Genomic DNA, 24690 nt, shown 5'->3' on the forward strand with positions numbered 1-24690 from the left:
TATAATTTACCATTAGATTAAGATTTAAGACCTTTACTTAACAAAATTTAAGTAAAACATGAGCCAAACTAAATCGGTACCTCTCAATGTATTAGAAACGCCATTAATAGCTTGTTGTTATGACCCTATGACAGGATTTTTTAGAGATGGATATTGCAGGACTGCTGCTGTAGATCAAGGAACCCACGTAGTCTGCGCTATTATGACTAAGGATTTCCTTGCATACACAAAATCTAAAGGGAATGACCTCTCCACCCCTATTCCACAATGGAATTTTCCAGGACTCAAACCTGGTGACGGATGGTGTTTGTGTATTTTAAGATGGCTAGAAGCAGAAAAAGCTGGGGTCGCACCAATTATAAAATTGGCAGCCACAGATCAAAAAGCATTAGAATATACTACTATTGATATGCTTAAAAAATATGCCTACGATTAAGAACAAATAGTTCTTGCATATTACTTATACTGTAAGTGAATTGTTTATCTAATAGCTATTTGAAAAATCACTAAATCTTCGCTTGATAGGTGTATAGGTCAAAATACCTTCCTTCTCCCTCAATAAGTTCATCATGGGTACCTTGCTCCGCAATACGACCATCTTCTATGACTAGGATTTGATCTGCTTTCTTAATAGTACTAAGTCTGTGGGCAATAACGATAGTTGTCCTATCTTTTACAAGCTGTGATAATGACTTTTGAATAAGCGCTTCGCTTTCCGTGTCTAGATTTGAGGTTGCTTCATCTAGTATAATGACTTTAGGAGCGGCAAGTATTGCTCTAGCAATGGCAATGCGCTGTCGTTGCCCTCCAGATAGCTTTACACCTCGCTCACCTATAAGTGTATCAAGTCCATCTTCAAAACGATCTGTAAATTCATTTACATAACCCGCCTCTACCGCTTCTTGTAGTCGCTCCTCTGAGGCATTAGGTCTAGGGAACATTATATTATCCCGTATGGTTCCCTCAAAAAGAAATTCATCTTGCAATACAACCCCTAAGTGCTTTCTAAAGCTAGGTAGTTTTACTCGTGATAAGTCTTGCCCGCCTACAGATACCACTCCTTGTTGAGGATTTAAAAATGTTGCAGATAATCCAGCAATAGTAGATTTTCCAGAACCAGAACTACCTACAAGTGCTACGGTTGTTCCGGCTTTTGCTTCAAAGGAAATATTATGTATCACTTCTTTACCTTGTTCATAAGAGAAGGATACATTTTCAAATTTTATATTTCCTTTAAAATTTTCTAGTTCTATATCCCGATTCCCTATTTCATCCTCAGGAGTCATATTCATTAACTCCTCTGTACGATCTAATCCTGCTAGCGCCTCTGTAAGTTGGCTCCCTATATTACTCATTTGTACGATAGGTGCAATCATAAAACCTAGCAAGAGTGTAAAAAACAGAAACTCTCCCGTAGTCATCTCCCCTTGTATCATAAAATAGCCACCTATACCCATAATTCCCACAGATGCTAAACCAAGTAAAAAAGTAGAACTACTTGACATCACCGCTGTGGCAGTAAGACTTTTCTTGACGTTTTGGAATAATCTATCTACACCTTCTTCAAAGGATTTATTTTCTTGTTCTTCTGCTCCAAATCCCTTGATTACTCGCACACCAGATAGCGTCTCGGTAAGTCTTCCTTTTACTTCGGCATTAATTTTACCTCTATTTCTAAAAATAGGACGGATATATTTGAAAGCACGTAAGGCAACATAACCAAAAACGGCTACTGGCAAAAACACAAACAGAGTCATTAAGGCGTTAATTTGTATCAATAGCACTAGTGATATAACTGCTGTTATAGTTCCTCCCACTAGTTGTACTAATCCTGTCCCTATAAGATTGCGCACTCCTTCTACATCACTCATGATGCGTGACACAAGCGCTCCTGATTTTGTGTTATCAAAAAAGCTAATAGGTAGTGACAGTACTTTTTTCTGTACTTGAGCTCTAAGTTCTGAGATGAGATATTGTGCTTGTACACTTAATATGCGTGTCAATAAAAATGATGTGATGGCTTGTATAAGAAGCGCAAATCCTACCATCCATAGCAAATCATACAAGGCAGCCATGTCTTTATTCGGGATAATGTCATCTAGTAAAGCTTTTGATTTCCATGGCAATACAAGGCTAGCGAGACGACCTATTACGATAAGAATGAGTCCAATAAATACTAGCTTTCGTCGTGGCCAGATAATGGTTTTAAATGCAGATGTTATAGTTACTTTACTCTTTTTACTTTGTTCTTTTGACATAGTACAAAACTAGTTATAATTGCGCTTTCGCGAAAGCGTAACTAACCACCGTCATTATATTTGAAAGCTGTAACTATGGGGTAATTATCTTATGCTTGTAGCATCATAAACGATAACTTTTTCCCACAGATGAGCACACTCCTCGATAAACTTTTTATGAGCAGCCTCATCTTGATACGCTTGCTGATCCTTTGCCGAATCAAAACTTAATACCAAATTATAAGTAAAGCTATCATCTACAACCTCTCGGGTAGCCACAGGAGGCGTACCTATAAATTGTGTTTTGGCATATAACGAACTGTCCAAAAAAGTGCGCAGAGATTTTTCAAATAACTGTTTGTCCTCTTCGTTAGTGGGGTCTTTAAACCAAAAATAGACGATGTGGGCATAATTTTCATTAAACGCTGTATGGCTATCTTTTGAACTAATGAGATTATTTTCGACTGCGGTAGTACTCTCAGTAGATTCTTTTTGACCACAAGAGTTTATGAAAATGCTGAAAATGAAAAGAATAATAAGGTGTAATTGTATTTTCATGCGCTATAATTATGAGTTAAATGTAACAAATCTTACCTTTGTACGTTATATATACTCAATAATAGAGTTTATACTTTATTTTAACCTTATCATATCTTAAAATTATCATAACATAATTTTTACTAATTTCAGTTTTACTGGGCTTAGCGTATGTTTTTTAACAGTTTTAGTTAAATACTTGCTTTTATGAATCATTTAGGTTATAATGAGGTAATACTCACTTAATACAAAGATAATACATGAGACAACTCAAAATCACCAAGCAGGTTACTAATAGAGAGACGAAATCCCTGAATAACTACCTTCAGGATGTGAGCAAGATTGATTTAATTACTGCCGAAGAAGAGGTTGAGTTAGCACAACGTATTCAAAAAGGAGATGAAAGAGCACTAGACGCTCTTACAAGAGCAAATCTTCGTTTTGTAATATCTGTAGCAAAACAATATCAAAATCAAGGTTTATCCCTTTCTGATTTAATTAATGAAGGAAACGTAGGTCTAGTAAAAGCAGCAAAACGCTTTGATGAAACTAGAGGTTTTAAATTTATATCATATGCAGTATGGTGGATTAGACAATCTATCTTACAAGCTATTGCAGAGCATGCCCGTACAGTACGTCTACCTCTCAATAAAATAGGTGAGATAAGCAAGATTAACAAGGCAATGGTTTACTTACAACAAGTACACGAACGTAAGCCTACCTCTGGAGAAATAGCAAAGTATCTTGATATTTCTGAAGAAAAAGTAAAGATCTCACTTAAAAACGTAAGTCGTAGTTTAAGTATGGATGCTCCTTTTGCCGAAGGTGAAAATGACAACAACTTATATGACGTTTTAAGTTCTAGCGAGTCACCTCGTCCAGATAGAGAGCTTATGCAGGAGTCTTTGAGCATCGAGATTAACAGAGCACTTGATACACTTACAGAGAAAGAAGCAGAGGTTGTACGTTTAAACTACGGTTTAGGTAATCAACCGGCTATGACACTTCAAGAAATAGGAGATATTTTCGATTTAAGTCGTGAGCGTGTACGCCAGATTAGAGAAAAAGCTATCAAAAGATTGCGTCATACTTCTAAAAGTAAAATCTTAATGAAGTATTTAGGATAATCTCCTTTACTTTATTACAACATAAAAAAAGCCCGTTTTTACGGGCTTTTTTAGGTTAAGTAGGTTAGACATCAGTGCTAGCTTTGGGGTCTAGACACTAAAAAATCTTTGTTAATCAATATATGAATTGGGGATTCTAATTGACCATCTTTTAATGATGATTCAAATATAAAACCCTTAATTCAATCCTACAAGCTATTTGTGTATTTAATCGTTATTAAATGCATTTTATCGATATTAGTAATGTTTACATGTTAATATCTGCCAATTAGGACTACAGATTGTTATCTGGATTAAACCTTTAAGTACATTAGAAGTCTTATAGTTAGTTAAAACGTATCACATAGAAGAGCAAGACCTCATACTCGCATTACAGCAAGATCCCAATAATGGATCATTTGCCATGTTACTTGATAAATATCAAAAGCCATTGTATTGGCACATACGAGGTATTGTAAAAAATCATGAAGATGCAGATGATGTGCTGCAAAACGTCTTTATTAAAGTATATAAGGGTATTAAAAACTTCAAAGAAGATAGTAAGCTCTATACCTGGTTATATAGAATAGCAACCAATGAATCGCTAACGTTTATTAAGAAACGTGCTCGACATTTACAAATTTCAAATGAAGAGCTTCAAACGCGTATGGTAGAAAGTCTAGAGAGTGATGTCTATTTTAATGGTGACGATATACAGCTAGCATTAGAAAAGGCAATAGCCCAATTACCAGAGAAACAGCAGCTCGTATTCCAGATGAAGTACCATCAAGATATGAAATATGAAGATATGAGTGAGATACTTGGTACTTCTGTAGGAGCTCTTAAAAGCTCTTACCATATTGCCACAAAAAAAGTAACCGCCATATTGCAAGCAGATTAAACCTTTTAACTTTTTAAGAGTCTTATTTATAGAACTGTGAAAGAAACAAACAACATACCGTCTAAAAGAGGTTTTAAAGTTCCTCAGGATTATTTTGACACGAGTCGTGATCAAATTCTTGATGATATAACTTTAAAAGCTACATTATCTAGCTCTAGTAATGAGCGCTATGATACTCCTGATGGATATTTTGAGAACTCTAAAAATGAGATTCTTGCTACGCTTTCGCGAAAGCTTGAAGAAGACAATATACCAGCTCAAGAAACTGGCACTAAAGTAATAACTCTAAAAAGCTATTACTATTCCATGGCAGGGATTGCAGCTGCCCTCCTACTCCTAGTTAGCATTGTATGGTCACAACTAGACACAACTGCCGGAATTGAGAGTATTGCTATTGCAGAATATCTTGATAGCGAAGCAAGTGATCTTGAACAAATAGAATTTGCAGATTGGTTATCTGATGAAGACATAGATGCACTTCAAAATGATATTGCCTTAGACGAATCAATTATTATAGACTATCTAGATGATCGCACAGATAGCTACCACTTTTATTTAGATTAAATTATGAGACTACTTATAACATTTATAATTACGATAATGATCACTGCGACTGCAGTAGGTCAAAAAGAAGATAGAAATGCAAAAAAAGAGAGAATACAAGCGCTTAAGGTTGCATATATAACCGAAAAACTAGCATTAACTCCAGATCAAGCACAGGTGTTTTGGCCTATTTATAATACTTACGGAGAACGTATGTCTGAGATTTATAATAGAGAACGAAAAGTTCTTAAAGAAACCAGAGATCTGTTTGAAACAATGGACGAGAATACTGCAAAAAATACACTTGATAACATTCAGTCTTTTGAGCAGCAAAAACTTGACGCTAGAAAAACACTGTTTTTGAATTTGCAAAACAAGCTTTCTTATAAAAAGACACTCATCCTTCTTAAAGCCGAAGGAGATTTTAGACGAGATTTATTGCATAAACTTCGTGGTGACAAAAATGCAAAGCGCGATCACAGAGAGCCGTAACAAAAGCTTATTATCTTTTAAAATTAAGCCTGGCTAATGCATTTTTACCTCCCGCATAAGCTGTAGAATCATTTGCAAATCTTACCGTTAAAAATGGCGCATCAGATAGTTGCTTCCATGAAGCACCTGAGTCGCTTGAGTAAGAAATACCTGTAAATCCAGCTGCAATAATTTCTTTCCCATTTGAATTCGGAACATACTGCACGCAACTTTTATAACCGTTATTTTCACCAGATGCTGTTATCACCCAGGATTTACCACCGTCGCTAGTAGTTGCAATATTATCTACGTTGTCCTCAGGTGTAGTATAATCACCTCCATATATAATACCTGTTTTATTGTCATAAAAATCCATGGTATAAGCACCTTGAGTATCTTTTCCTTGTGCTACAGGAAGGTTATATATGCTCCATGAAAATCCTTTGTTTGCAGAGTAATACATTCTAGAAGTACCACCACCTGTAATTATCCACGTTTCATCTCTTATCGTTTTAATATTAGTATTACTTGCGGCAAAAGCTCCTTCTTTTTCTAATTGATTAGGCAGGGACCCACAATCCAGTTTACCCCAGCTAGTGCCACCATCTCTAGTAATGATAACGGATAAACAACCGTTTACAGAATCCCCTATTGCGATTCCTTCCTCCTCATTCCAAAAGGTCATAGCATCATAAAAAACTCCCTCTTCTTGTTCAGTATAAACAAGGGATACTTGGTTAGTAGTTCTATCATAGCGGTATAGAAGTGCTGGATTTTCTATAGATAATATAAAAAATGCTTTGCTTGTACTAGCAATACTCCTAAAAGCAGGGTTTTTACCTAAGAAATCTATTCTCCCTTTATTTGTAACTTTAAATTGAGAGGCCATCGCTGCATCGGTAGATTTGGTTTGATCCAGATTCATCTCATAAATACCGTAGTGACCATTACTACCCGCATACATGACGGCATCATTAGCAACTTCTATTGCTCGTATGCTCGTACTATCCTGATGTAAAAATTCGATATCCACTTTCGTGAAAACGTTAGCACCCTCAATTACAGCAGTTTGATTATTATTATTTACATCCTTACAAGATGTTACAATTAGAAATAAAAGAAAAAAAGTATATAAAATTCGCATTGTCAAAATTTTAGTAAAAATAGCACTATTCCCTAAAGAACCAATACCTTTACACCCTCAAAATATAGTATGAAATTACACAGAAATTTAGTCTTTGCAGCTGTTGATGCATTAGGAATGATATTTAATGATGGAGAACAAGCTGATAAGGTATTAAGAAAGGTTCTTAAGTTTGATAAAAGATGGGGTTCTCGTGACCGAGGTTTTATTGCGGAGACTGTTTACGACATTGTGCGCTGGCAACGCTTATACTCAGAGATTGCAGAAGTAAAAGCACCGTACAGCAGACCTAATTTATTTAGATTATTTGCAGTTTGGGCTACATTAAGAGGTATTGAAGTTCCAGACTGGAAACAAATGGAACCTATACCTACTCGTAGAATTAAAGGACGTTTTGACGAACTTTCAAAAATTAGAAAATTCAAGGAATCTATTCCAGATTGGATGGATGAGATGGGTGAGAAAGCTCTTGGTAAAAAGTGGGCTGCAGAGCTTGCTGCTTTAAATACACAGGCACAAGTAGTATTACGAGCAAATACATTAAAAACCACTCCAAAGGACTTAAGAAACACCCTTGCAGATCAAGATATAGACACTCGATTATTAGATGGCTATCCTGATGCTGTGGAGCTTGTAGAACGTAAAAATGTATTTACTACAGAAGCTTTTAAAAGTGGTTTCTTTGAAGTGCAAGACGCTTCATCACAAAAAGTAGCACGCATGCTTGATGTAAAACCAGGAATGCGCGTTGTAGATACCTGTGCAGGTGCTGGAGGAAAAACATTACATCTTGCAGCCCTAATGGAAAATAAAGGGCAGATTATCGCTATGGATATCTACGAAGGTAAACTTAAGGAACTTAAAAGAAGATCTAAGCGAGCTGGAGCTCACAACATAGAGACAAGAGAAATTACATCAACTAAGGTATTTAAAAAATTATATAACACCGCAGACCGCGTATTAATTGATGCTCCATGTACTGGGCTAGGAACTATTAAGCGTAATCCAGATTTGAAATGGAAATTACAGCCAGAGTTTATAGATAAGGTGGTGCAAAGGCAAGCAGAATTACTAGATAGCTATAGTAAAATTGTTAAAGACGGCGGTAAAATGCTATATGCTACTTGTTCTATTTTGCCTAGAGAAAACCAAGAACAAGTACAAGCATTTCTAGCTACAGAACAAGGCCAGAAGTTTCAACTAGATAAGGAAGAAACTGTAAGCCCGGCAAAAAATGGTTACGACGGATTTTATATGGCTTTGCTTTCGCGAAAGCAATAAAACCACCCAATCACTTCTCATTAAACATATAAAATGTTTTGAGATTATACTTAAAGAAAGAGCCTTGTTATCGTGTGATAACAAGGCTCTTTCTTTATTAGTATGTTCGAACTGTACAATTTTAAATCTACTGCACTATAATCTTCTTAGTTTTAGTAAAGCGGCCTGTTTGATCATTTACTGTGACTATATAAACTCCTGCCGAAAGATTAGCTAAATTCAATAACACTCTAAAGCCATCATTACCTCTAGCTATCGACTTATACGTTAACTGTTGCCCTAACAGATTTGAAACACCCACATATACCTTACCATCGTAATCTGTTGGCAATTGCACATCAAATTGATTGTCTTCTAAGGATGTGACAACTAAGTCTGTAGTTCCTTGTAAAAAATCATCGATGCTTAATGTATCATCTATAATAACTGTATAATCCTGCACTTCACCAAAACGGAAATCAGAACACGGATTATTAATATCACCTGGCTCTGCACCATCAATAGCTTTGGCACGTAAAATATGGCTGCCTATAGGTGCATCTAATGGAATTACCAGATCAAAACTATCCAAAGTATTTGCTCCTGGAAAAGGAACTCCTTGAATTAATTGCTCAGACTCTTCAAAAATGAAGTTATCATTAAAATCAATCCATACCGAGAGTACTTCGATACCTGCTCCTGCATCATAGTTATGGCGAGCTTGAAGCACATATTCATTTTGACCAGCTACATTACTTAAAGTTGTTTCTAAGTCCGTACGATCTGCATAACCTTGAGGACCGTTTGAAGGTTCTGTATTACATCCATCACCGCCATCATCTACATTAATGGTGTTTAATATAAATTGCTTAATCCCGTCTGCTTGACAACCAGCACCATTAGGTTCGGTGGCACGAGGCATACAAGAGTTAGTTACTTCTGTTGTTGCTACGTCATTTGCTGGGTCTTGATCTCCCAAACTATTTGTTCTTGCTTCTAACTGATAGGTGGTAAATACTGTAATATCTGCTTGAACTGCAAATGAGAATTCTTCTATTGCTCCAGTAGCAATGGAACCCGTAAATGTTTCTACTATAGGAGTTCCTCCGTCTACAGTATACTGTACTTCAAATCCTGACTGCTCGTTTGCTCCAAAATTTTTAATACGAATAACTACTGTTTCTTCAGACAGCCCTCCAGCTGACTCTGGAGCCGTAATACTTAAAACACCTAAGTCATTCTCAAATAAATGAGCTACTGTTTTCATAGCGTCATTATTTACAGGTGCTTGATCAGTTGCTAGACTTGTTTCTGTAACAATATTGTATGATTCTCCTTGAGTAGATAAATCTACGGTTGCTGTAAACTCGTATTCCATATTAGAATTGGCAGCTATTGGCCCAGCGATAACCTCATTTGCTACCACTACCCCATCTATTGATAATGAGATAGGGATATCTACCTGGGCATCTGTCCCAAAGTTTCTAACTGTTACTTGTACAGTTTCCGTAGTTGTGAGAATACCATCTACCGGAGAGTCAATAGCAATTACCCCTACATCATTAGTAAATCCATCTGATAATCTAAAGGAAGCTATCTGCGTATCCCAGAAATTAGTTGCAGAGAAATATTCGGCAGTATGCCAAAAGGAAAAATCATTTGGATCCATTGTTAAATGTGAGTAATCACCAAACCGATTAGAAAAAGTCTGTATACCAGAACCCTGGATAATAACTTCTTCTCCTAGTGTCATCTCTCCAGCGGCATCACCATCAAAACGCCCTGTATAATTTATACCGATAAAATCATTAATGCTTCCTATATTAAATGCAAGTCCTATATTTCCTTGAGCATCCATTGCACCACTTCCCATAAAACGACTTTGACCATCATCTGGGGCATAAGTACCTTGCTGGAAGACACTCCAAGGCTCAGTATCGCTGTTACGTAATTCTGTCCAGCGTATTCCTGATCTATCATTTCCATCTACATCAACATTAAAGGAGATAAGCCACGAGTTATGATCTTCAAAACTCCTATAGTTTGCGGCATATGAAATAACACCTCCTATCATATCTATTTTTCTAGAAGTTCCTGGCTGCGCAAGATCGCCCTCTCCAAATTCTCCAAACACAGAATCAAAAGGAGCAACTGGTATTTCTAATGGCATTGATACGGTTGACTTTCCAGGTTCATCAAAATCCACATCTAACTCCCATACCTTCAAGTGATCTTCTGTAATAGCACCGCCCCAGCCATCGTCTTGTAAATACACAATATAACCTGGTGTATCTTCTGGAAATGAAAACCCAGTTAGGTTTGCTGGTTCTGGACTAAAAACAGTATTCGGGTTACGCACTATACCTGGAAGATTAAAACCTACTAGAGTAACATTTTCCTCTCCAGCGAGCATCGCTGCTCTATCTAATGCGTAGGTCGTGTTTCCTTGGTTTTTGTTTGCAGTTAAATAGTACGCATCTGGCCAGACCGCATAATGTGGATAATCTGGAAAAGCATCTAATTGAAATTGATATAAGAAATAAGCTCCTGTAGGATCTGGAGTCTCAGATACTCCTATTACTAGAATATTATTTAAACTAGCAATGTTAGATGTTTGAAACTGACTTACAAAAAAACGATCTGCTAGTTGATCATACATAACAATGGGATCACCTTCATTTTGTCCATTACCTAGAAAATCACCTAATGATACTGGGCCTAAGAGCTGAGTTCCTTGCTTATCAAAAATATTTATAACGCTATTTATACCTTGTACATAGTGATCAGGCCCTACTGCTCCAGAAGGATCTGGCGGAGTAAAATTAGATTGACTCGAATTTCCACCCCCAAAATTTGCTTCTGTTTCAAGCATTCTAAACTGTCCAGAGGTAAATTGCGCAATTGGATCTGCACCTAGTGGTAGTGCCTGGTCATTTACTTTTCGATTTCCTCGTAAGTTATTAGGAACAATTGTAATCTCTGAGACTCCCTTAAATCTATTTGCAATAATTACAGGCTGATCTCTAAGCGGAGCAGTTTTACCTACAAATTTTCCCTTAGTAATCTCTGAAGGTGGTAATAGCTCCTGTGCAGTGAGATATATTGAAAAAGTGAATAGTAACAGGAAAAGTAGTTTTCTCTTCATAATTTGGGGATTTTATGTTCTTTTTACTAAAGATAACATATTTTGAGACCTTTATCTTTATAAATGGTTAACAACTCGTTAAAAGAACAGGTTAAAGAGATATTATCCTACCTATAATATAAATAAATATTGTAGTAAATTTACGTCCTTAAACAACGCAACAAAACCAATCGGATGATCCACTTCTTTGGAAACCCTCAAGGCACTGTTTACGCAGTACAAAGTACACAAGCATTTACACAGGACGATACCGCTAAGCTCGTATGGCTTTTTGGCAACTCTCAAAAAATTGAAGCGTCTCATATTGACGCTTTTTTTATTGGACCTAGAGCAGCCATGATTACCCCATGGAGTACAAATGCTGTAGAGATTACCCAAAACATGGGAATCTCAAATATTATAAGGATAGAAGAGTTTCACGCTTTCGCGAAAGCGGACTCCTCAACACAGCAAGTCCAAACTAACCCTTTCCCATCTATAGAAGATGCTACAGGCGTAATTACAGAAAGCACTCCTGATTATGATCCTATGATCTCTCAAGAGTACGCTGCATTAAATCAAGATATTTTTACGGTTAACGTTACTCCAGAATCTATTTTATCTATAGAGGATATTGCGGCATATAATGAGCAAGAAGGGTTATCGTTAAGTGATGAAGAGGTTGCTTACCTAAATGGTGTAGCTGCCAAAATAGGAAGACCACTTACAGATTCTGAAGTATTTGGTTTTAGCCAAGTAAACTCGGAGCACTGCCGTCACAAAATCTTTAATGGAACCTTTGTGATTGATGGTGAAGAGATGCCTTCTTCATTATTCAAATTGATTAAAGAAACATCAAAAGCACATCCTAATACGATTGTATCTGCATATAAAGATAATGTTGCCTTTATAGAAGGACCACGTGTAACTCAATTTGCTCCTAATACAGCAGATAAACCTGATTTCTATTCCGAAAAAGACTTTGACTCTGTTATTTCTATAAAAGCAGAAACTCACAACTTCCCAACTACCGTAGAGCCTTTTAACGGAGCTGCTACAGGTTCTGGTGGGGAAATACGCGATAGACTTGCTGGTGGTAAAGGATCACTTCCACTTGCTGGAACTGCAGTGTATATGACTCCTTATTCTAGACTTGAAAAAGAACGTCCTTGGGAACATGGAATGGACGCACGTAAATGGCTTTATCAAAACCCGATAGACCTACTTATTAAAGCTTCAAATGGAGCTTCAGACTTTGGAAACAAGTTTGGACAGCCTTTAATTGTTGGGTCTGTACTTACTTTTGAGCATCACGAAGACGGTCAGCGTCTAGGGTACGACAAAGTAATTATGCAAGCTGGGGGTATTGGTTACGGTAAACGTGAGCAAGCACTTAAAGACACTCCACAAGATGGTGACAAAATTGTAATCTTAGGTGGTGAGAATTATAGAATAGGTATGGGTGGCGCTGCAGTGTCAAGTGCAGATACGGGAGCTTTTGACTCTGGAATCGAGCTTAACGCGGTACAACGTTCTAATCCAGAGATGCAAAAACGTGCTGCAAATGCAGTACGTGGTATGGTTGAGAGTGATGTAAACCCAATCGTATCTATACACGATCACGGTGCGGGAGGACATCTTAACTGTCTTTCTGAACTTGTAGAAGATACTGGTGGTCTTATCGATCTTGACAAGTTACCTGTAGGAGACCCTACCCTATCTGCAAAGGAAATTATAGGAAACGAGTCGCAAGAACGTATGGGACTTGTTATAGGAGAGAAAGACATAGATATGCTACAACGCATTGCAGATCGTGAGCGCTCACCTATGTATGAAGTAGGCGACGTTACAAATGATCATCGTTTTACATTTAAAAGTAAAACAACAGGCTTAAGCCCTATGGACTTGCACCTAGATGATATGTTTGGGAGCTCTCCAAAAACAATAATGACTGACAAGACGGTCGCTCGTGATTATAAAAATCCAGAATATCAACTTGAGCATTTCCACGATTATCTAGAACAGGTATTGCAACTAGAAGCTGTGGCTTGTAAAGACTGGCTTACTAACAAAGTAGATCGCTGTGTAGGTGGTCGCGTTGCAAAACAACAATGTGTCGGCCCATTACAAATACCACTTAACAATGTGGGTGTGATGGCACTTGATTTTAAAAGTACAGAAGGTATTGCTACTTCTATAGGACACTCACCAGTTTCTGGTCTTATTAATCCCGTAGCAGGAAGTAAAAACAGTATTGCAGAGGCACTTACAAACATAGTATGGGCTCCTCTTAAAGATGGTTTACAGTCTGTAAGCCTTTCGGCAAACTGGATGTGGCCTTGTAAAAATGAAGGAGAAGATGCTCGTTTGTATAAGGCTGTAGAAGCAATATCTGCAATGGCAATCAACCTTGGGATAAATGTTCCGACAGGTAAGGATAGTCTCTCAATGAAACAAAAATATCCAGATGGTGATGTAATTGCCCCTGGTACTGTGGTTATTTCGGCAGCTGGAAATTGTAATGACATTAATAAGGTAGTAGAACCTGTACTTCAAAAAGATGGAGGTGCTATTTATTATATTAACATGTCTGGAGATACACATAAACTAGGAGGGTCTAGTTTTGCACAAGTATGTCATGCTATTGGTAATGAAGCGCCAAGTGTTGTGAGTGATACCGCTTTCGCGAAAGCGTTTAACACCATACAACAGCTCATAAAAGACAATAAAATCCAAGCTGGCCATGATATCGCTAGTGGCGGACTTATCACTACCCTACTTGAACTTTGTTTTGCAGATGTAAACTTAGGTGCAAACCTAGACCTGACTGCACTTGGAGAACAAGATCTTATCAAATTACTTTTTTCTGAAAATGCAGGATTAGTTTTCCAAGCAGACCCATCTGTTGAAAATGTACTTGCTGATAACGGCGTTCCTTTCTTTCAAATAGGAACGGTAACAAGCACTGCAGAGCTTACAATCAAAAATAGTGGTGTAGAATTGGGACTTAACATTGCATCGCTACGTGACACTTGGTTTAAGACTTCTTATTTGCTAGATAATAAGCAAACAGCAAATGGTCTTGCAAAAGACCGTTTTGACAATTATAAAGTACAACCATTACAATATACATTCCCTGCACACTTTACAGGAAAGAAACCAGCATTAGACACTAGTAAAGCTAGACCTAAAGCAGCAATCTTACGTGAAAAAGGAAGTAACTCTGAGCGCGAGATGGCAAATGCGATGTACCTCGCAGGTTTTGATGTAAAAGATGTGCACATGACAGATTTAATATCTGGACGTGAAACACTAGAAGATATTCAGTTTCTTGGAGCTGTAGGAGGATTTTCTAACAGCGATGTATTAGGTTCTGCCAAAGGATGGGCTGGTGCCATAAAGTATAATGAGAAAGCAAATAAGGCGATTAAAAACTTCTTTGCACGTGAAGACACACTCTCTGTGGGGATCTGTAATGGTGCTCAATTGTTCTTAGAACTTGATCTTATAAATCCAGACCACGAGAAGTTGGCTAAACTTAAACATAACAACAGCCGCAAGCACGAGAGTAATTTTACTTCTGTAAAGATAGAAGAAAATAACAGTGTGATGCTTTCTACGCTTGCTGGAACTACGCTAGGCGTATGGATATCGCATGGTGAAGGTAGATTTGATTTACCTATGGGAGCAAGTGCTTATGATATCGTAGCGACTTATGGGTATGAAGGATATCCTGCAAACCCTAACGGATCTGACTTTAATACAGCGATGATTTGTGATACTACAGGTCGTCACCTTGCAACGATGCCACATATTGAGCGTTCTACATTCCCATGGAACTGGGCGCACTACCCTGCTGGAAGCAATGACGAAGTGAGTCCATGGGTTGAAGCTTTTGTTAACGCAAGAATTTGGGTTGAGAAAAACTCATAATACCATATACTTTTAATTACAGAATGCCTCACTTTTCACTAAGTGAGGCATTTTTTTTGCGTTCATGATTGAAATAGTGAGAGTCTAATCTGTCTTTGCAGAAATGAGTTTTTAAAGAAATTCATGATTTTTTAGAATCATGTTTGACAAAATTTAAAAATTAAAGCTTATCTTTTTTTACTTTAATACGCGTCATTTTGACCTAAATAAAGCCAAAAACCATATTTTTTAAAAAATTGTTAAAAACTTACTTTAATCGCATCTTAAAGAAAATCAAAGGGATATATTACTTTTGTTAAATATCCTATCTCATTTTATGAATTTCTCAATAAAAACCGTGCAATTTTTCCTATTTTGTAACACTATTTAAAAGCTATCTATGGAAATTACCAGACTTTTTGATTTTCCTTATTATCAACTGGAAAAATTTAATCTCTCAGACGCACTCAACACTAAAAAGAATGGTGTTTGGGTTGCTACATCTACTCAAGAATATATCGATCAAGCAAATGCAATAAGTCGCGGACTATTACGACTAGGTGTGAAGTCTAATGATAAAATTGCTGTCATTTCTATGACAAATCGTACAGAGTGGAATATTTGTGATATCGGAATTTTACAACTAGGAGCTCAAAACGTACCAATTTATCCTACCATTTCAGAAGAGGATTATGCTTATGTACTCAATCACTCTGAGTCTAAGTATGTATTTGTATCGTGTAATGAGGTGCGTGATAAAGTATTGGCAATTAAAGACAAAGTACCTTCTCTTATTGAGGTATACTCTTTTGACGAAATTAATGACTGTAAAAATTGGTCTGAGGTTTTAGAATTAGGAAAAGACACTTCTAATCAGTCTGAGGTAGATGCGCTTAAAGCTGCCGTAACAACTAAGGATCTCGCAACGCTTATATATACTTCAGGTACAACTGGACGTCCTAAGGGAGTAATGCTTTCTCACGAAAACATCGTGAGTAATGCACTCGCTAGTGCATATCGCCTGCCCCTTGCCGAGACAGGTACTAGGGCCTTGAGTTTTTTACCTGTTTGTCATATCTATGAACGTATGTTGATGTATTTATATCAATATAAAGGTGTATCCATTTTCTTTGCAGAATCTTTGGAGACTATTAGTGATAACTTAAAGGAGGTAAAACCTCAAGTTATGACAGCAGTACCTAGACTACTTGAAAAGGTTTATGATAAGATTATTGCAAAAGGTGCAGCTCTTACTGGAATTAAGAAGAAGTTATTTTTCTGGGCTGTAGAGGTTGGACTTAAATATGAACCATATGGTCAGAATGGCTGGTGGTATGAAAAACAACTTGCCCTTGCTCGTAAACTTATATTTTCAAAGTGGAAAGAAGGTTTAGGTGGAAACCTTGACCTTATTGCTTCTGGAAGCGCTGCATTACAGCCAAGACTAGCGAGAATTTTTAATGCTGCCGAAATGGGAATCATGGAAGGTTATGGACTTACGGAGACCTCTCCTGTATGTTCTGTAAACGATATGCGTGATGGTGGTTTTAGAATAGGAACCGTAGGTAAATTACTACCAGGCGTTGAAGTTAAAATCGCAGAGGATGGTGAAGTTCTTGTAAAAGGGCCTAACGTTATGATAGGTTATTATAAAGATGAAGCAAAAACTGCCGAAGTATTAAATAACGGCTATTTCCATACTGGTGATATAGGACACATTGATGAGGATGGATTCTTAAAAATCACAGATCGTAAAAAAGAGATGTTTAAAACCTCCGGAGGTAAATACGTCGCTCCTCAACTTCTAGAAAATAGATTTAAACAATCACGATTTATAGAGCAAATCATGGTGATAGGAGAAGGCCAAAAAATGCCTGCTGCTTTAATCCAGCCTAATTTTGAATTTTTAGAAGAATGGGCAAAGATGAAAAACATAAGCTATTCTAACTTAGATGAGCTTCTTGCATCAGAGCGTGTTCAAGATCGCTACCAGCAGGAAGTAAACGAGGCAAATGAGACATTTGCTAAGTGGGAAAAAATTAAAACCTTCCGTCTTACGCATGATGCTTGGACAGTAGAAGGTGGTCACCTCACTCCTACCATGAAGCTTAAACGTAAAATCATTAGAGAGAATTACATTCACCTCTATAATGACATTTACGACTTATAATATTTAAAAAGGTTGCGCATTGCGCAACCTTTTTTGATTGGAGTAGTATCTAGTTAAAAAAAATCTATCCGTTTATGCCTTTATATTCGATAGCACTAGTTATATCACAGTTGAGCTTAATTATCCTCATCATGTGGAATGGCAAACTTGTACATTGGGATATACCCTCTTTAAGTATTCAATTTTTAGGCATATTTGTCGCATTATGGGGCGTTTTTAGTATAAGGATTGGTAATTTCAATATTCAACCAGAGGTTAAAGCAGAGAATCTTGTCACTAAAGGGATTTTCAGCGTTTTGAGAAATCCTATGTACACAGGAATCATCTTACTATTTTTACCTACGATACTTAAAGCACATAGTGCACTTATGTGGATTTACTATGCATTATTAGTAACCGTGCTCATCCTCAAAATATATAGGGAAGAAATCTTCTTACAAGAAAAATTTGGTGAGGTGTATTCATTATATAAGGCGCGCACGTGGAGAATACTGCCATACATATTTTAATATACAGTGTAGTTTAAAATAGATTTTGTGGGTTATTTATGCTTTCGCGAAAGCGTAACAACAGCAACTATCAATATCCTTAATATTAACAATCTCTTATAGTGTTACTCGCTTTCTATTTAGGGCGCAAAGCGGTAAATTTGTTGCTTTGTAAAAATGTATGATAGATCACGAAGAACGTATTGAAGTTTACGGTGCTCGCGCCCACAATCTGAAGAATATAGATGTGATGATACCGAGAGAAAAACTCGTGGTTATTACAGGATTATCTGGAAGTGGAAAGAGTTCCCTAGCATTTGACACCATCTATGCAGAGGGACAACGTCGTTACATAGAAACGTTTTCTGCATATGCTAGACAATTTCTAGGTGGATTAGAACGTCCAGATGTTGATCAAATATTAGGACTTTCTCCAGTTATTGCTATCGAACAAAAAACCACTAGTAAAAGTCCGCGATCTACCGTGGGAACCATCACAGAAATTTACGATTTTTTACGTCTCCTTTATGCAAGAGCGGCAGATGCTTACTCTTACAATACTGGAGAAAAGATGGTGAGTTATAACGATGAGCAAATCCAACAGCTCATTACTGAAAGCTTTGAAGGAAAAAGGATTAATATCCTCGCACCTACCATACGCTCACGTAAAGGGCATTATAGAGAATTATTTGAGCAAATTGCAAAACAAGGTTTTTTAAAAGTACGTGTAGATGGTGAAGTAAAGGATATCGTAAAAGGACTTAAAGTAGATCGTTACAAAGTGCATGATATTGAGATAGTTGTAGATCGCTTAGTTGTTAAAAAAAGTGATGAAGATGATAAACGCTTGCGCGAAAGCATAAATACCGCAATGTATCACGGTGATGATGTGTTAATGGTGCTTGATCAAGACACGCAGGAGGTACGATATTTTAGCCGAAACTTGATGTGTCCTTCTACGGGTATATCATACCCTAATCCAGAGCCTAACAACTTTTCATTTAACTCACCTAAGGGCGCTTGTCCTAACTGTAATGGTATAGGTGAATTATATAAAGTTAATCCTAAAAAGATTGTTCCAGACCCAACTCTATCTATTAATGCTGGCGGTCTAGATCCACATGGACCTAAAAAGAACAACTGGATATTTAAACAATTACAACTCATTGCAGAGAGGTTTGACTTTAAACTTACAGACCCAATTGAGAAAATCTCAAAAGAAGCCATGGAATTTATATTCTATGGAGGAAACGAGAAATTCTCTGTTTCTTCAAAGCAATTAGGGGTTACTAGAGATTATAAAATAGACTTTGAAGGTGTAGCAAATTTTATAGAAAACACCTATAAGGATAGTGAGTCTACATCTCTCGTAAGATGGGCAAAGGGCTACATGGATAAAGTAGCTTGTCCTGTTTGTGAAGGTTCAAGACTACGTAAAGAATCGCTCTACTTTAAGGTTGATAATCGTAGTATTGCAGATCTTGCTTCTATGGATATACTGGAGCTACAAGAGTGGTTTAGAACAGTAGAAAAACGATTATCTAGTAAACAACTACAGATTGCATCTGAGATAATTAAAGAAATTAATTCAAGGATTCAATTCCTTGTAGATGTAGGTCTTACCTATCTCAACTTAAATAGAAGCTCTAAGTCTTTATCTGGTGGAGAAGCACAACGTATCAGACTCGCTACACAGATAGGATCGCAACTTGTAGGTGTTTTATATATATTAGATGAGCCTAGCATTGGGTTACATCAACGTGATAATGAAAAACTTATTAATTCGCTTATTTCTCTACGTGATATAGGGAATTCTGTCATCGTTGTAGAGCATGATAAAGATATGATTGAGCGTGCAGATCACGTGATTGATATAGGACCACGAGCGGGACGTTTTGGAGGAGAAATTATAAGTGAGGGAACTCCAGATGATTTACTTAATCACCATACACTCACTGCACAATATCTAAATGGAGAGAGAGAAATTACCATACCCAAAAAACGACGTAAAGGAAATGGTAAGTTTATCGAGCTTAAAGGAGCTACAGGAAACAATCTTAAAAATGTATCCATTAAAATTCCTTTAGGTAAAATGATTGCCGTTACGGGAGTTTCTGGAAGTGGTAAGTCTACATTGATTAATGAGACACTCTACCCTATCATGAATGCTCATTATTTTAATGGTGTAAAGATACCTATGCCCTATAAGAGCATTAAGGGACTAGACGAATGCGATAAAGTCATTGATATTAATCAAACACCCATAGGCCGTACACCAAGGTCTAACCCTGCAACATACACCAAGGCCTTTGACGAGATTAGAAGTCTTTTTGCTAAAACTCCTGAAGCCCTTATACGAGGTTATAAACCTGGACGTTTTAGCTTCAACGTTACCGGTGGTCGCTGCGAGACTTGTAAAGGTGGTGGTTTGAGAGTGATTGAGATGAATTTCTTACCAGACGTTTATGTAGAATGTGAGACCTGTCAAGGAAAACGCTTTAATAGAGAAACTTTAGAAATTCGCTATAAAGGAAAGTCAATTGCAGACGTACTTGAGATGACGATGACCGAGGCGACAGAATTTTTTGAACCTATTCCTAAAATATATCGCAAACTCAAAACAATAAAAGACGTAGGATTAGGGTATATTACACTAGGACAACAGAGCACTACCCTCTCTGGAGGTGAAGCGCAGCGTATCAAACTAGCGTCTGAGCTGAGCAAGAGAGATACTGGAAATACCTTTTATATACTTGATGAACCTACCACAGGTCTTCATTTTGAAGATATTAAGGTATTAATGGACGTTCTTAATCGACTTGTAGACAAAGGGAATACTATTCTCATTATTGAGCATAATCTTGACGTGGTTAAAATGGCAGATCACATTATAGATATAGGATACGAAGGAGGAAAAGGCGGTGGCGAGGTAGTTGCCATAGGCACCCCAGAACAAATAATTAAAAAAAACAAAGGATATACAGCACAGTTCCTAAAGAAGGAAATGGCATAGGACCATATGTACAATATGGTTTTAAATTAACAACACTAAACATAATTATGAGCAACGAAAATAGACCTAAAGGCTGGAACGAGAAAAAAACAAATGATTCTTGGGCTATCTTTAAGATAATGGGAGAATTTGTAAATGGATTTGAAAAAATGAGCCGTATAGGTCCATGTGTATCCATTTTTGGTAGTGCGAGAACAAAACCAGACAATAAGTATTATAAACTAGCTACCGAAGTTGCCGAAAAAATTGCAGATAACGGTTATGGCGTTATTACTGGTGGTGGTCCAGGTATCATGGAAGCGGGTAACCGCGGAGCACACCTTGCTGGAGGGACATCTGTAGGACTTAACATTGAACTTCCTTTTGAGCAACACGACAATCCGTATATCGATAGTGATAAAAGTTTAGACTTTGATTACTTCTTCGTACGTAAAGTAATGTTTGTAAAGTACTCACAGGGATTTGTAGTAATGCCGGGAGGTTTTGGTACGCTTGATGAACTTTTTGAGGCAATCACACTTATTCAAACGCACAAAATTCAGAAGTTTCCTATTATTCTAGTAGGTACAGAATTTTGGGGAGGACTTATGGATTGGGTAAAGACCACTTTACTTGATAGTTTCCAGAACATAAGCGCTGGAGATATGGATCTTATACACCTTGTAGATACTTCAGATGAGGTAATTGAGGTGCTTAATAACTTCTATGATGAATACCAATTGAGTCCTAATTTCTAAAGGTGTTACGCTTTCGCGAAAGCGTGAAAACTACATATAACAGTAAAACAAAAACAGCTTTTTCTATTACAAATTAACACATCCCTTTTCTAGTTGAGACAAACCCTAAAATCTCTGTATGCTTTTATCTCATTGCTTCTCTTAAGTGTAGGAGCCACGAGCCAGCATACAATGGAAATTAATGCACAATTGATTCCAGATGAACGGTCTATACATCTCAATCATACTATCACAATTACAAATACGTCTAGTGATATATGGACAGATATATACTTAACAGATTGGGCTCATAGTTTTTCTAGTAAAACCACACCACTGGCAAAGAGGTTTTCTGATTCTTTTGATAAGAAATTTCATCTTGCACCTGATAGTGATCGTGGTTTTACTAAAATGACTTCTATTTCGAGTCAAGAAACAATACTTCAATTTACAAGACCCAAAAGACATCCTGATATTATCAAGGTCTTATTACGTGAACCACTATTACCAGGTGATTCTATAAGAATGACACTTGATTATACAGTGGTACTTCCAGATGTAAAATTTACAGACTACGGGATTGCTAGAAATGGTGATTACAACTTGAGATATTGGTTTGTTACACCGGCCGTATATAATAATGGCTGGGAGTACTATAGCAATAAGAATCTTAATGATCGCTATTTTCCTCAAACAGACATCCGTTTACAATTTTCTATTCCCAAAGGATATGAATTAGTCACAGATCTTGAGCAAAATGATATTTCAAGCTCTCAGTACCCGGGTGAAAAACTTACGGTGCTCACAGGGAAGAGTAGAACAGATGCTAAGATTTTCTTGCTTCAAAACTCTGACTATGAAGAGGTTCAAACAGACTATGTAAATATTGTATCAAATCTACATGATTACAGAATCCCCGCCCCCTTAAGAGCGCTAATATCTGACCGAATTGCAGGTTTTCTAAATAAAGATTTAGGCCCATATCCTTTTGATAAAATTCTTGTAACAGATCTTGATTATAAAGAACAACCAGTATATGGACTTAATCAACTACCTAGCTTCATAAGCCCGTTTCCTGATGGGTTTCAATATGAAATTAAGCTTCTCAAGACTACGATTAACAATTATGTAAACAACACACTTCTAGTTAACCCAAGAACAGACAGGTGGCTCATAGATGGTATTAAAGTCTACATATTACAAAACTACATGGACACTTATTATCCTGACCTTAAGGTTGTAGGTTCCTTAGAAAAATACTGGCTTGTGCGACAGTTCTATGCATCAGAGCTTGAATTTAATGATCAGTTTAATATATTATCTACTCATATTTCTAGATTAAATCTTGACCAGCCACTGGACACTCCGTATGATGAGCTTATCAAGTACAATAAGAATATAGGGACTTCATACAAAAGTGGCGTAGGGCTTAATTACCTCAATGATTACATAGGAGATAATAGACTTGATGAGATTATTAAGAATTTTTACCTAAAATATAAGTCTCAACCACTCACATCATCACAGTTTGAAAAAGAAGTCAATGCTCAAATTAACAAGGATGTAGATTGGTTTTTTAAAGACTACATAACTTCTAATAAAAGGATAGATTACGCTTTAAAAAACTCTAAAGTTAAAGGTGACTCTATTTATGTAGATGTAAAAAAGAAAGAGCGTCGCTCCTCTCCTATCTCTGTTTATAGCTTCAAAAATGATAGTCTAACAAGCAAGCGCTGGGTTTCAGGTACTCAAAAAACAGAAACACTTGTTTACTCAAATGAAGAAGCAGATAGATTTGTTTTAAACTATGAAAACATTATTCCAGAAAATAATCTGAGAAACAACTATGAGAAACCTCGAGCATTTTTAGGTATAGACAAGCCTCTACAGCTCAAATTTCTACAAGATTTTGAAAATCCGGCAAAAAATCAGTTGTTTGTAATGCCTGTAGCTGAGTTTAATATATATGATGGGTTTATTCCTGGTATTACTCTTTATAATAAAACATTGCTAACCAAAGCACTTAATTATAAGATTGAACCACAAATAGGTTTAAAATCGAAAAAACTAATAGGTAGCGCATCCATATCTTATAGGCATGACTATCAAAATCAAGGGTTGTATGCATTGAGATATGGTATTTCGGGAAATCGATTTTCTTACGCCCCAGATTTATTATTTACAAGGGTTACTCCTTTCGTTAATTTATCTTTTAGAACTTCAAACCTTAGATCAGATAAGCGTCAGAGTGTATCTGCTCGTTTTGTGAGTGTACAAAGGCAAGAGGATCCACTTGTTGCATTACCTACCCCTAACTATGATGTACTTAACTTAAGATATAGAAGATCAAACCCTGGAATTATTCATACATTAAATGTTGCGGGTGATGTACAATTGGCCAAAAACTTTGGAAAAGTATCTGGCAATATATTTTACAGAAGACTTTTTCTTAATAATAGACAGTTGAATGTAAGATTATTTGGTGGTGTATTTACTTATAATAACACACAAGCAGATGGTGATTTTTTCAGTTTTGCGCTAGATAGACCAACAGATTATTTATTTGATTACAATTATTATGGAAGATCTGAAGATAGCGGTCTATTCTCTCAACAAATCATTATAGCAGAAGGCGGTTTTAAGTCGCAGCTAGATGATGTGGCTCCTGTATTTGCAAATGACTGGATGTTTACCGCAAATGCCAGTACAACACTATGGAAATACTTTTATGCGTATGGAGATGTGGGAGTTGTTAAAAATAAGAAGGAAAACGGAAAGCTGGTGTACGACTCAGGAATACAGGTAAGCTTACTCGATGACTACTTTGAACTTTACTTTCCATTATATTCTAATTTGGGTTGGGAAATTGGCCAGCCTAACTATGATCAAAAAATTAGATTTCAACTACAAATAAGCTTTGATACCGTGATAAGACTTTTTTCACGAAAGTGGTATTAAAGATTCTCAAAAACCACGGTTTACGTTGTCATATTCTTAATAGAATCACAAAATATTGCCTTTTATTGAAAATAGCTTCTATTAAATCAACTTATAATGCGAAAATTATA

16 protein-coding genes are annotated in these 24690 nt (G+C 36.7%); 12 read left to right on the forward strand and 4 right to left on the reverse strand.

The window, feature by feature from the left end:
- Nucleotides 1–58: 58 nt before the first annotated feature.
- Entirely contained in the window at nt 59–436 is a 378-nt protein-coding gene (locus D017_RS12950; protein ID WP_035337005.1) for a DUF2237 domain-containing protein, read from the forward strand.
- A 70-nt stretch (nt 437–506) separates the two neighbouring features.
- Here the strand turns inward: D017_RS12950 and D017_RS12955 are convergent, their stop codons facing one another.
- Both D017_RS12955 and D017_RS12960 read right to left on the reverse strand, forming a co-directional pair.
- Complete coding sequence (locus D017_RS12955) at nt 507–2258, reverse strand: ABC transporter ATP-binding protein (RefSeq protein ID WP_035337008.1); 1752 nt, start codon at nt 2256–2258, stop codon at nt 507–509.
- Nucleotides 2259–2342: 84 nt separating this feature from the next.
- Nucleotides 2343–2795: a Dabb family protein gene (locus tag D017_RS12960; RefSeq protein ID WP_035337010.1), complete on the reverse strand. Its 453-nt coding sequence runs from the start codon at nt 2793–2795 to the stop codon at nt 2343–2345.
- Between the two features lie 239 nt (nt 2796–3034).
- On the opposite strand from D017_RS12960, the gene D017_RS12965 reads away from it, so the two are divergent.
- The 4 genes from D017_RS12965 (at nt 3035) to D017_RS12980 (ending at nt 5816) form a co-directional block, all read left to right on the forward strand.
- The gene (locus tag D017_RS12965; RefSeq protein WP_013752207.1) at nt 3035–3901 is read left to right on the forward strand and encodes an RNA polymerase sigma factor RpoD/SigA; all 867 of its coding nucleotides are present in this window, start codon (nt 3035–3037) and stop codon (nt 3899–3901) included.
- A 403-nt stretch (nt 3902–4304) separates the two neighbouring features.
- Nucleotides 4305–4781, forward strand: a complete 477-nt coding sequence (locus D017_RS12970) for an RNA polymerase sigma factor (protein ID WP_081804695.1) — start codon at nt 4305–4307, stop codon at nt 4779–4781.
- Between the two features lie 36 nt (nt 4782–4817).
- Nucleotides 4818–5345, forward strand: a complete 528-nt coding sequence (locus tag D017_RS12975; protein ID WP_035337014.1) for a hypothetical protein — start codon at nt 4818–4820, stop codon at nt 5343–5345.
- Nucleotides 5346–5348: 3 nt separating this feature from the next.
- Nucleotides 5349–5816 (forward strand): hypothetical protein, encoded by a 468-nt coding sequence (locus D017_RS12980; protein WP_152023901.1) that lies wholly within the window; start codon nt 5349–5351, stop codon nt 5814–5816.
- Nucleotides 5817–5826: 10 nt separating this feature from the next.
- On the opposite strand, the gene D017_RS12985 is transcribed toward D017_RS12980, so the two are convergent.
- The gene (locus D017_RS12985; protein ID WP_035337016.1) at nt 5827–6939 is read right to left on the reverse strand and encodes an oxidoreductase; all 1113 of its coding nucleotides are present in this window, start codon (nt 6937–6939) and stop codon (nt 5827–5829) included.
- 69 nt (nt 6940–7008) lie between these two features.
- On the opposite strand from D017_RS12985, the gene D017_RS12990 reads away from it, so the two are divergent.
- Entirely contained in the window at nt 7009–8220 is a 1212-nt protein-coding gene (locus tag D017_RS12990; protein WP_035337018.1) for a class I SAM-dependent methyltransferase, read from the forward strand.
- A 127-nt stretch (nt 8221–8347) separates the two neighbouring features.
- Here D017_RS12990 and D017_RS12995 read toward each other — a convergent pair whose 3' ends face one another.
- Nucleotides 8348–11344 (reverse strand): GEVED domain-containing protein, encoded by a 2997-nt coding sequence (locus D017_RS12995; RefSeq protein ID WP_035337021.1) that lies wholly within the window; start codon nt 11342–11344, stop codon nt 8348–8350.
- A gap of 174 nt (nt 11345–11518) precedes the next feature.
- Here D017_RS12995 and purL point away from each other — a divergent pair, with 174 nt between their 5' ends.
- The 6 genes from purL (at nt 11519) to D017_RS13025 (ending at nt 24580) form a co-directional block, all read left to right on the forward strand.
- Nucleotides 11519–15256, forward strand: coding sequence for a phosphoribosylformylglycinamidine synthase (gene purL, locus D017_RS13000; protein ID WP_035337023.1), 3738 nt, complete (start codon nt 11519–11521; stop codon nt 15254–15256).
- Between the two features lie 379 nt (nt 15257–15635).
- Nucleotides 15636–17405: a long-chain fatty acid--CoA ligase gene (locus tag D017_RS13005; protein WP_035337026.1), complete on the forward strand. Its 1770-nt coding sequence runs from the start codon at nt 15636–15638 to the stop codon at nt 17403–17405.
- 74 nt (nt 17406–17479) lie between these two features.
- Nucleotides 17480–17914 (forward strand): isoprenylcysteine carboxylmethyltransferase family protein, encoded by a 435-nt coding sequence (locus D017_RS15040; protein WP_051583910.1) that lies wholly within the window; start codon nt 17480–17482, stop codon nt 17912–17914.
- Between the two features lie 160 nt (nt 17915–18074).
- On the forward strand, nt 18075–20906 hold the full coding sequence (uvrA, locus tag D017_RS13015; protein WP_035337028.1) for an excinuclease ABC subunit UvrA: 2832 nt from the start codon (nt 18075–18077) through the stop codon (nt 20904–20906).
- Between the two features lie 47 nt (nt 20907–20953).
- Entirely contained in the window at nt 20954–21643 is a 690-nt protein-coding gene (locus D017_RS13020; protein ID WP_035337030.1) for a TIGR00730 family Rossman fold protein, read from the forward strand.
- Between the two features lie 93 nt (nt 21644–21736).
- Complete coding sequence (locus D017_RS13025; protein ID WP_035337031.1) at nt 21737–24580, forward strand: metalloprotease; 2844 nt, start codon at nt 21737–21739, stop codon at nt 24578–24580.
- The last annotated feature ends 110 nt before the right edge of the window (nt 24581–24690 follow it).

The sequence above is a fragment of the Dokdonia sp. PRO95 genome (assembly GCF_000355805.1).
Lineage (GTDB): Bacteria > Bacteroidota > Bacteroidia > Flavobacteriales > Flavobacteriaceae > Dokdonia.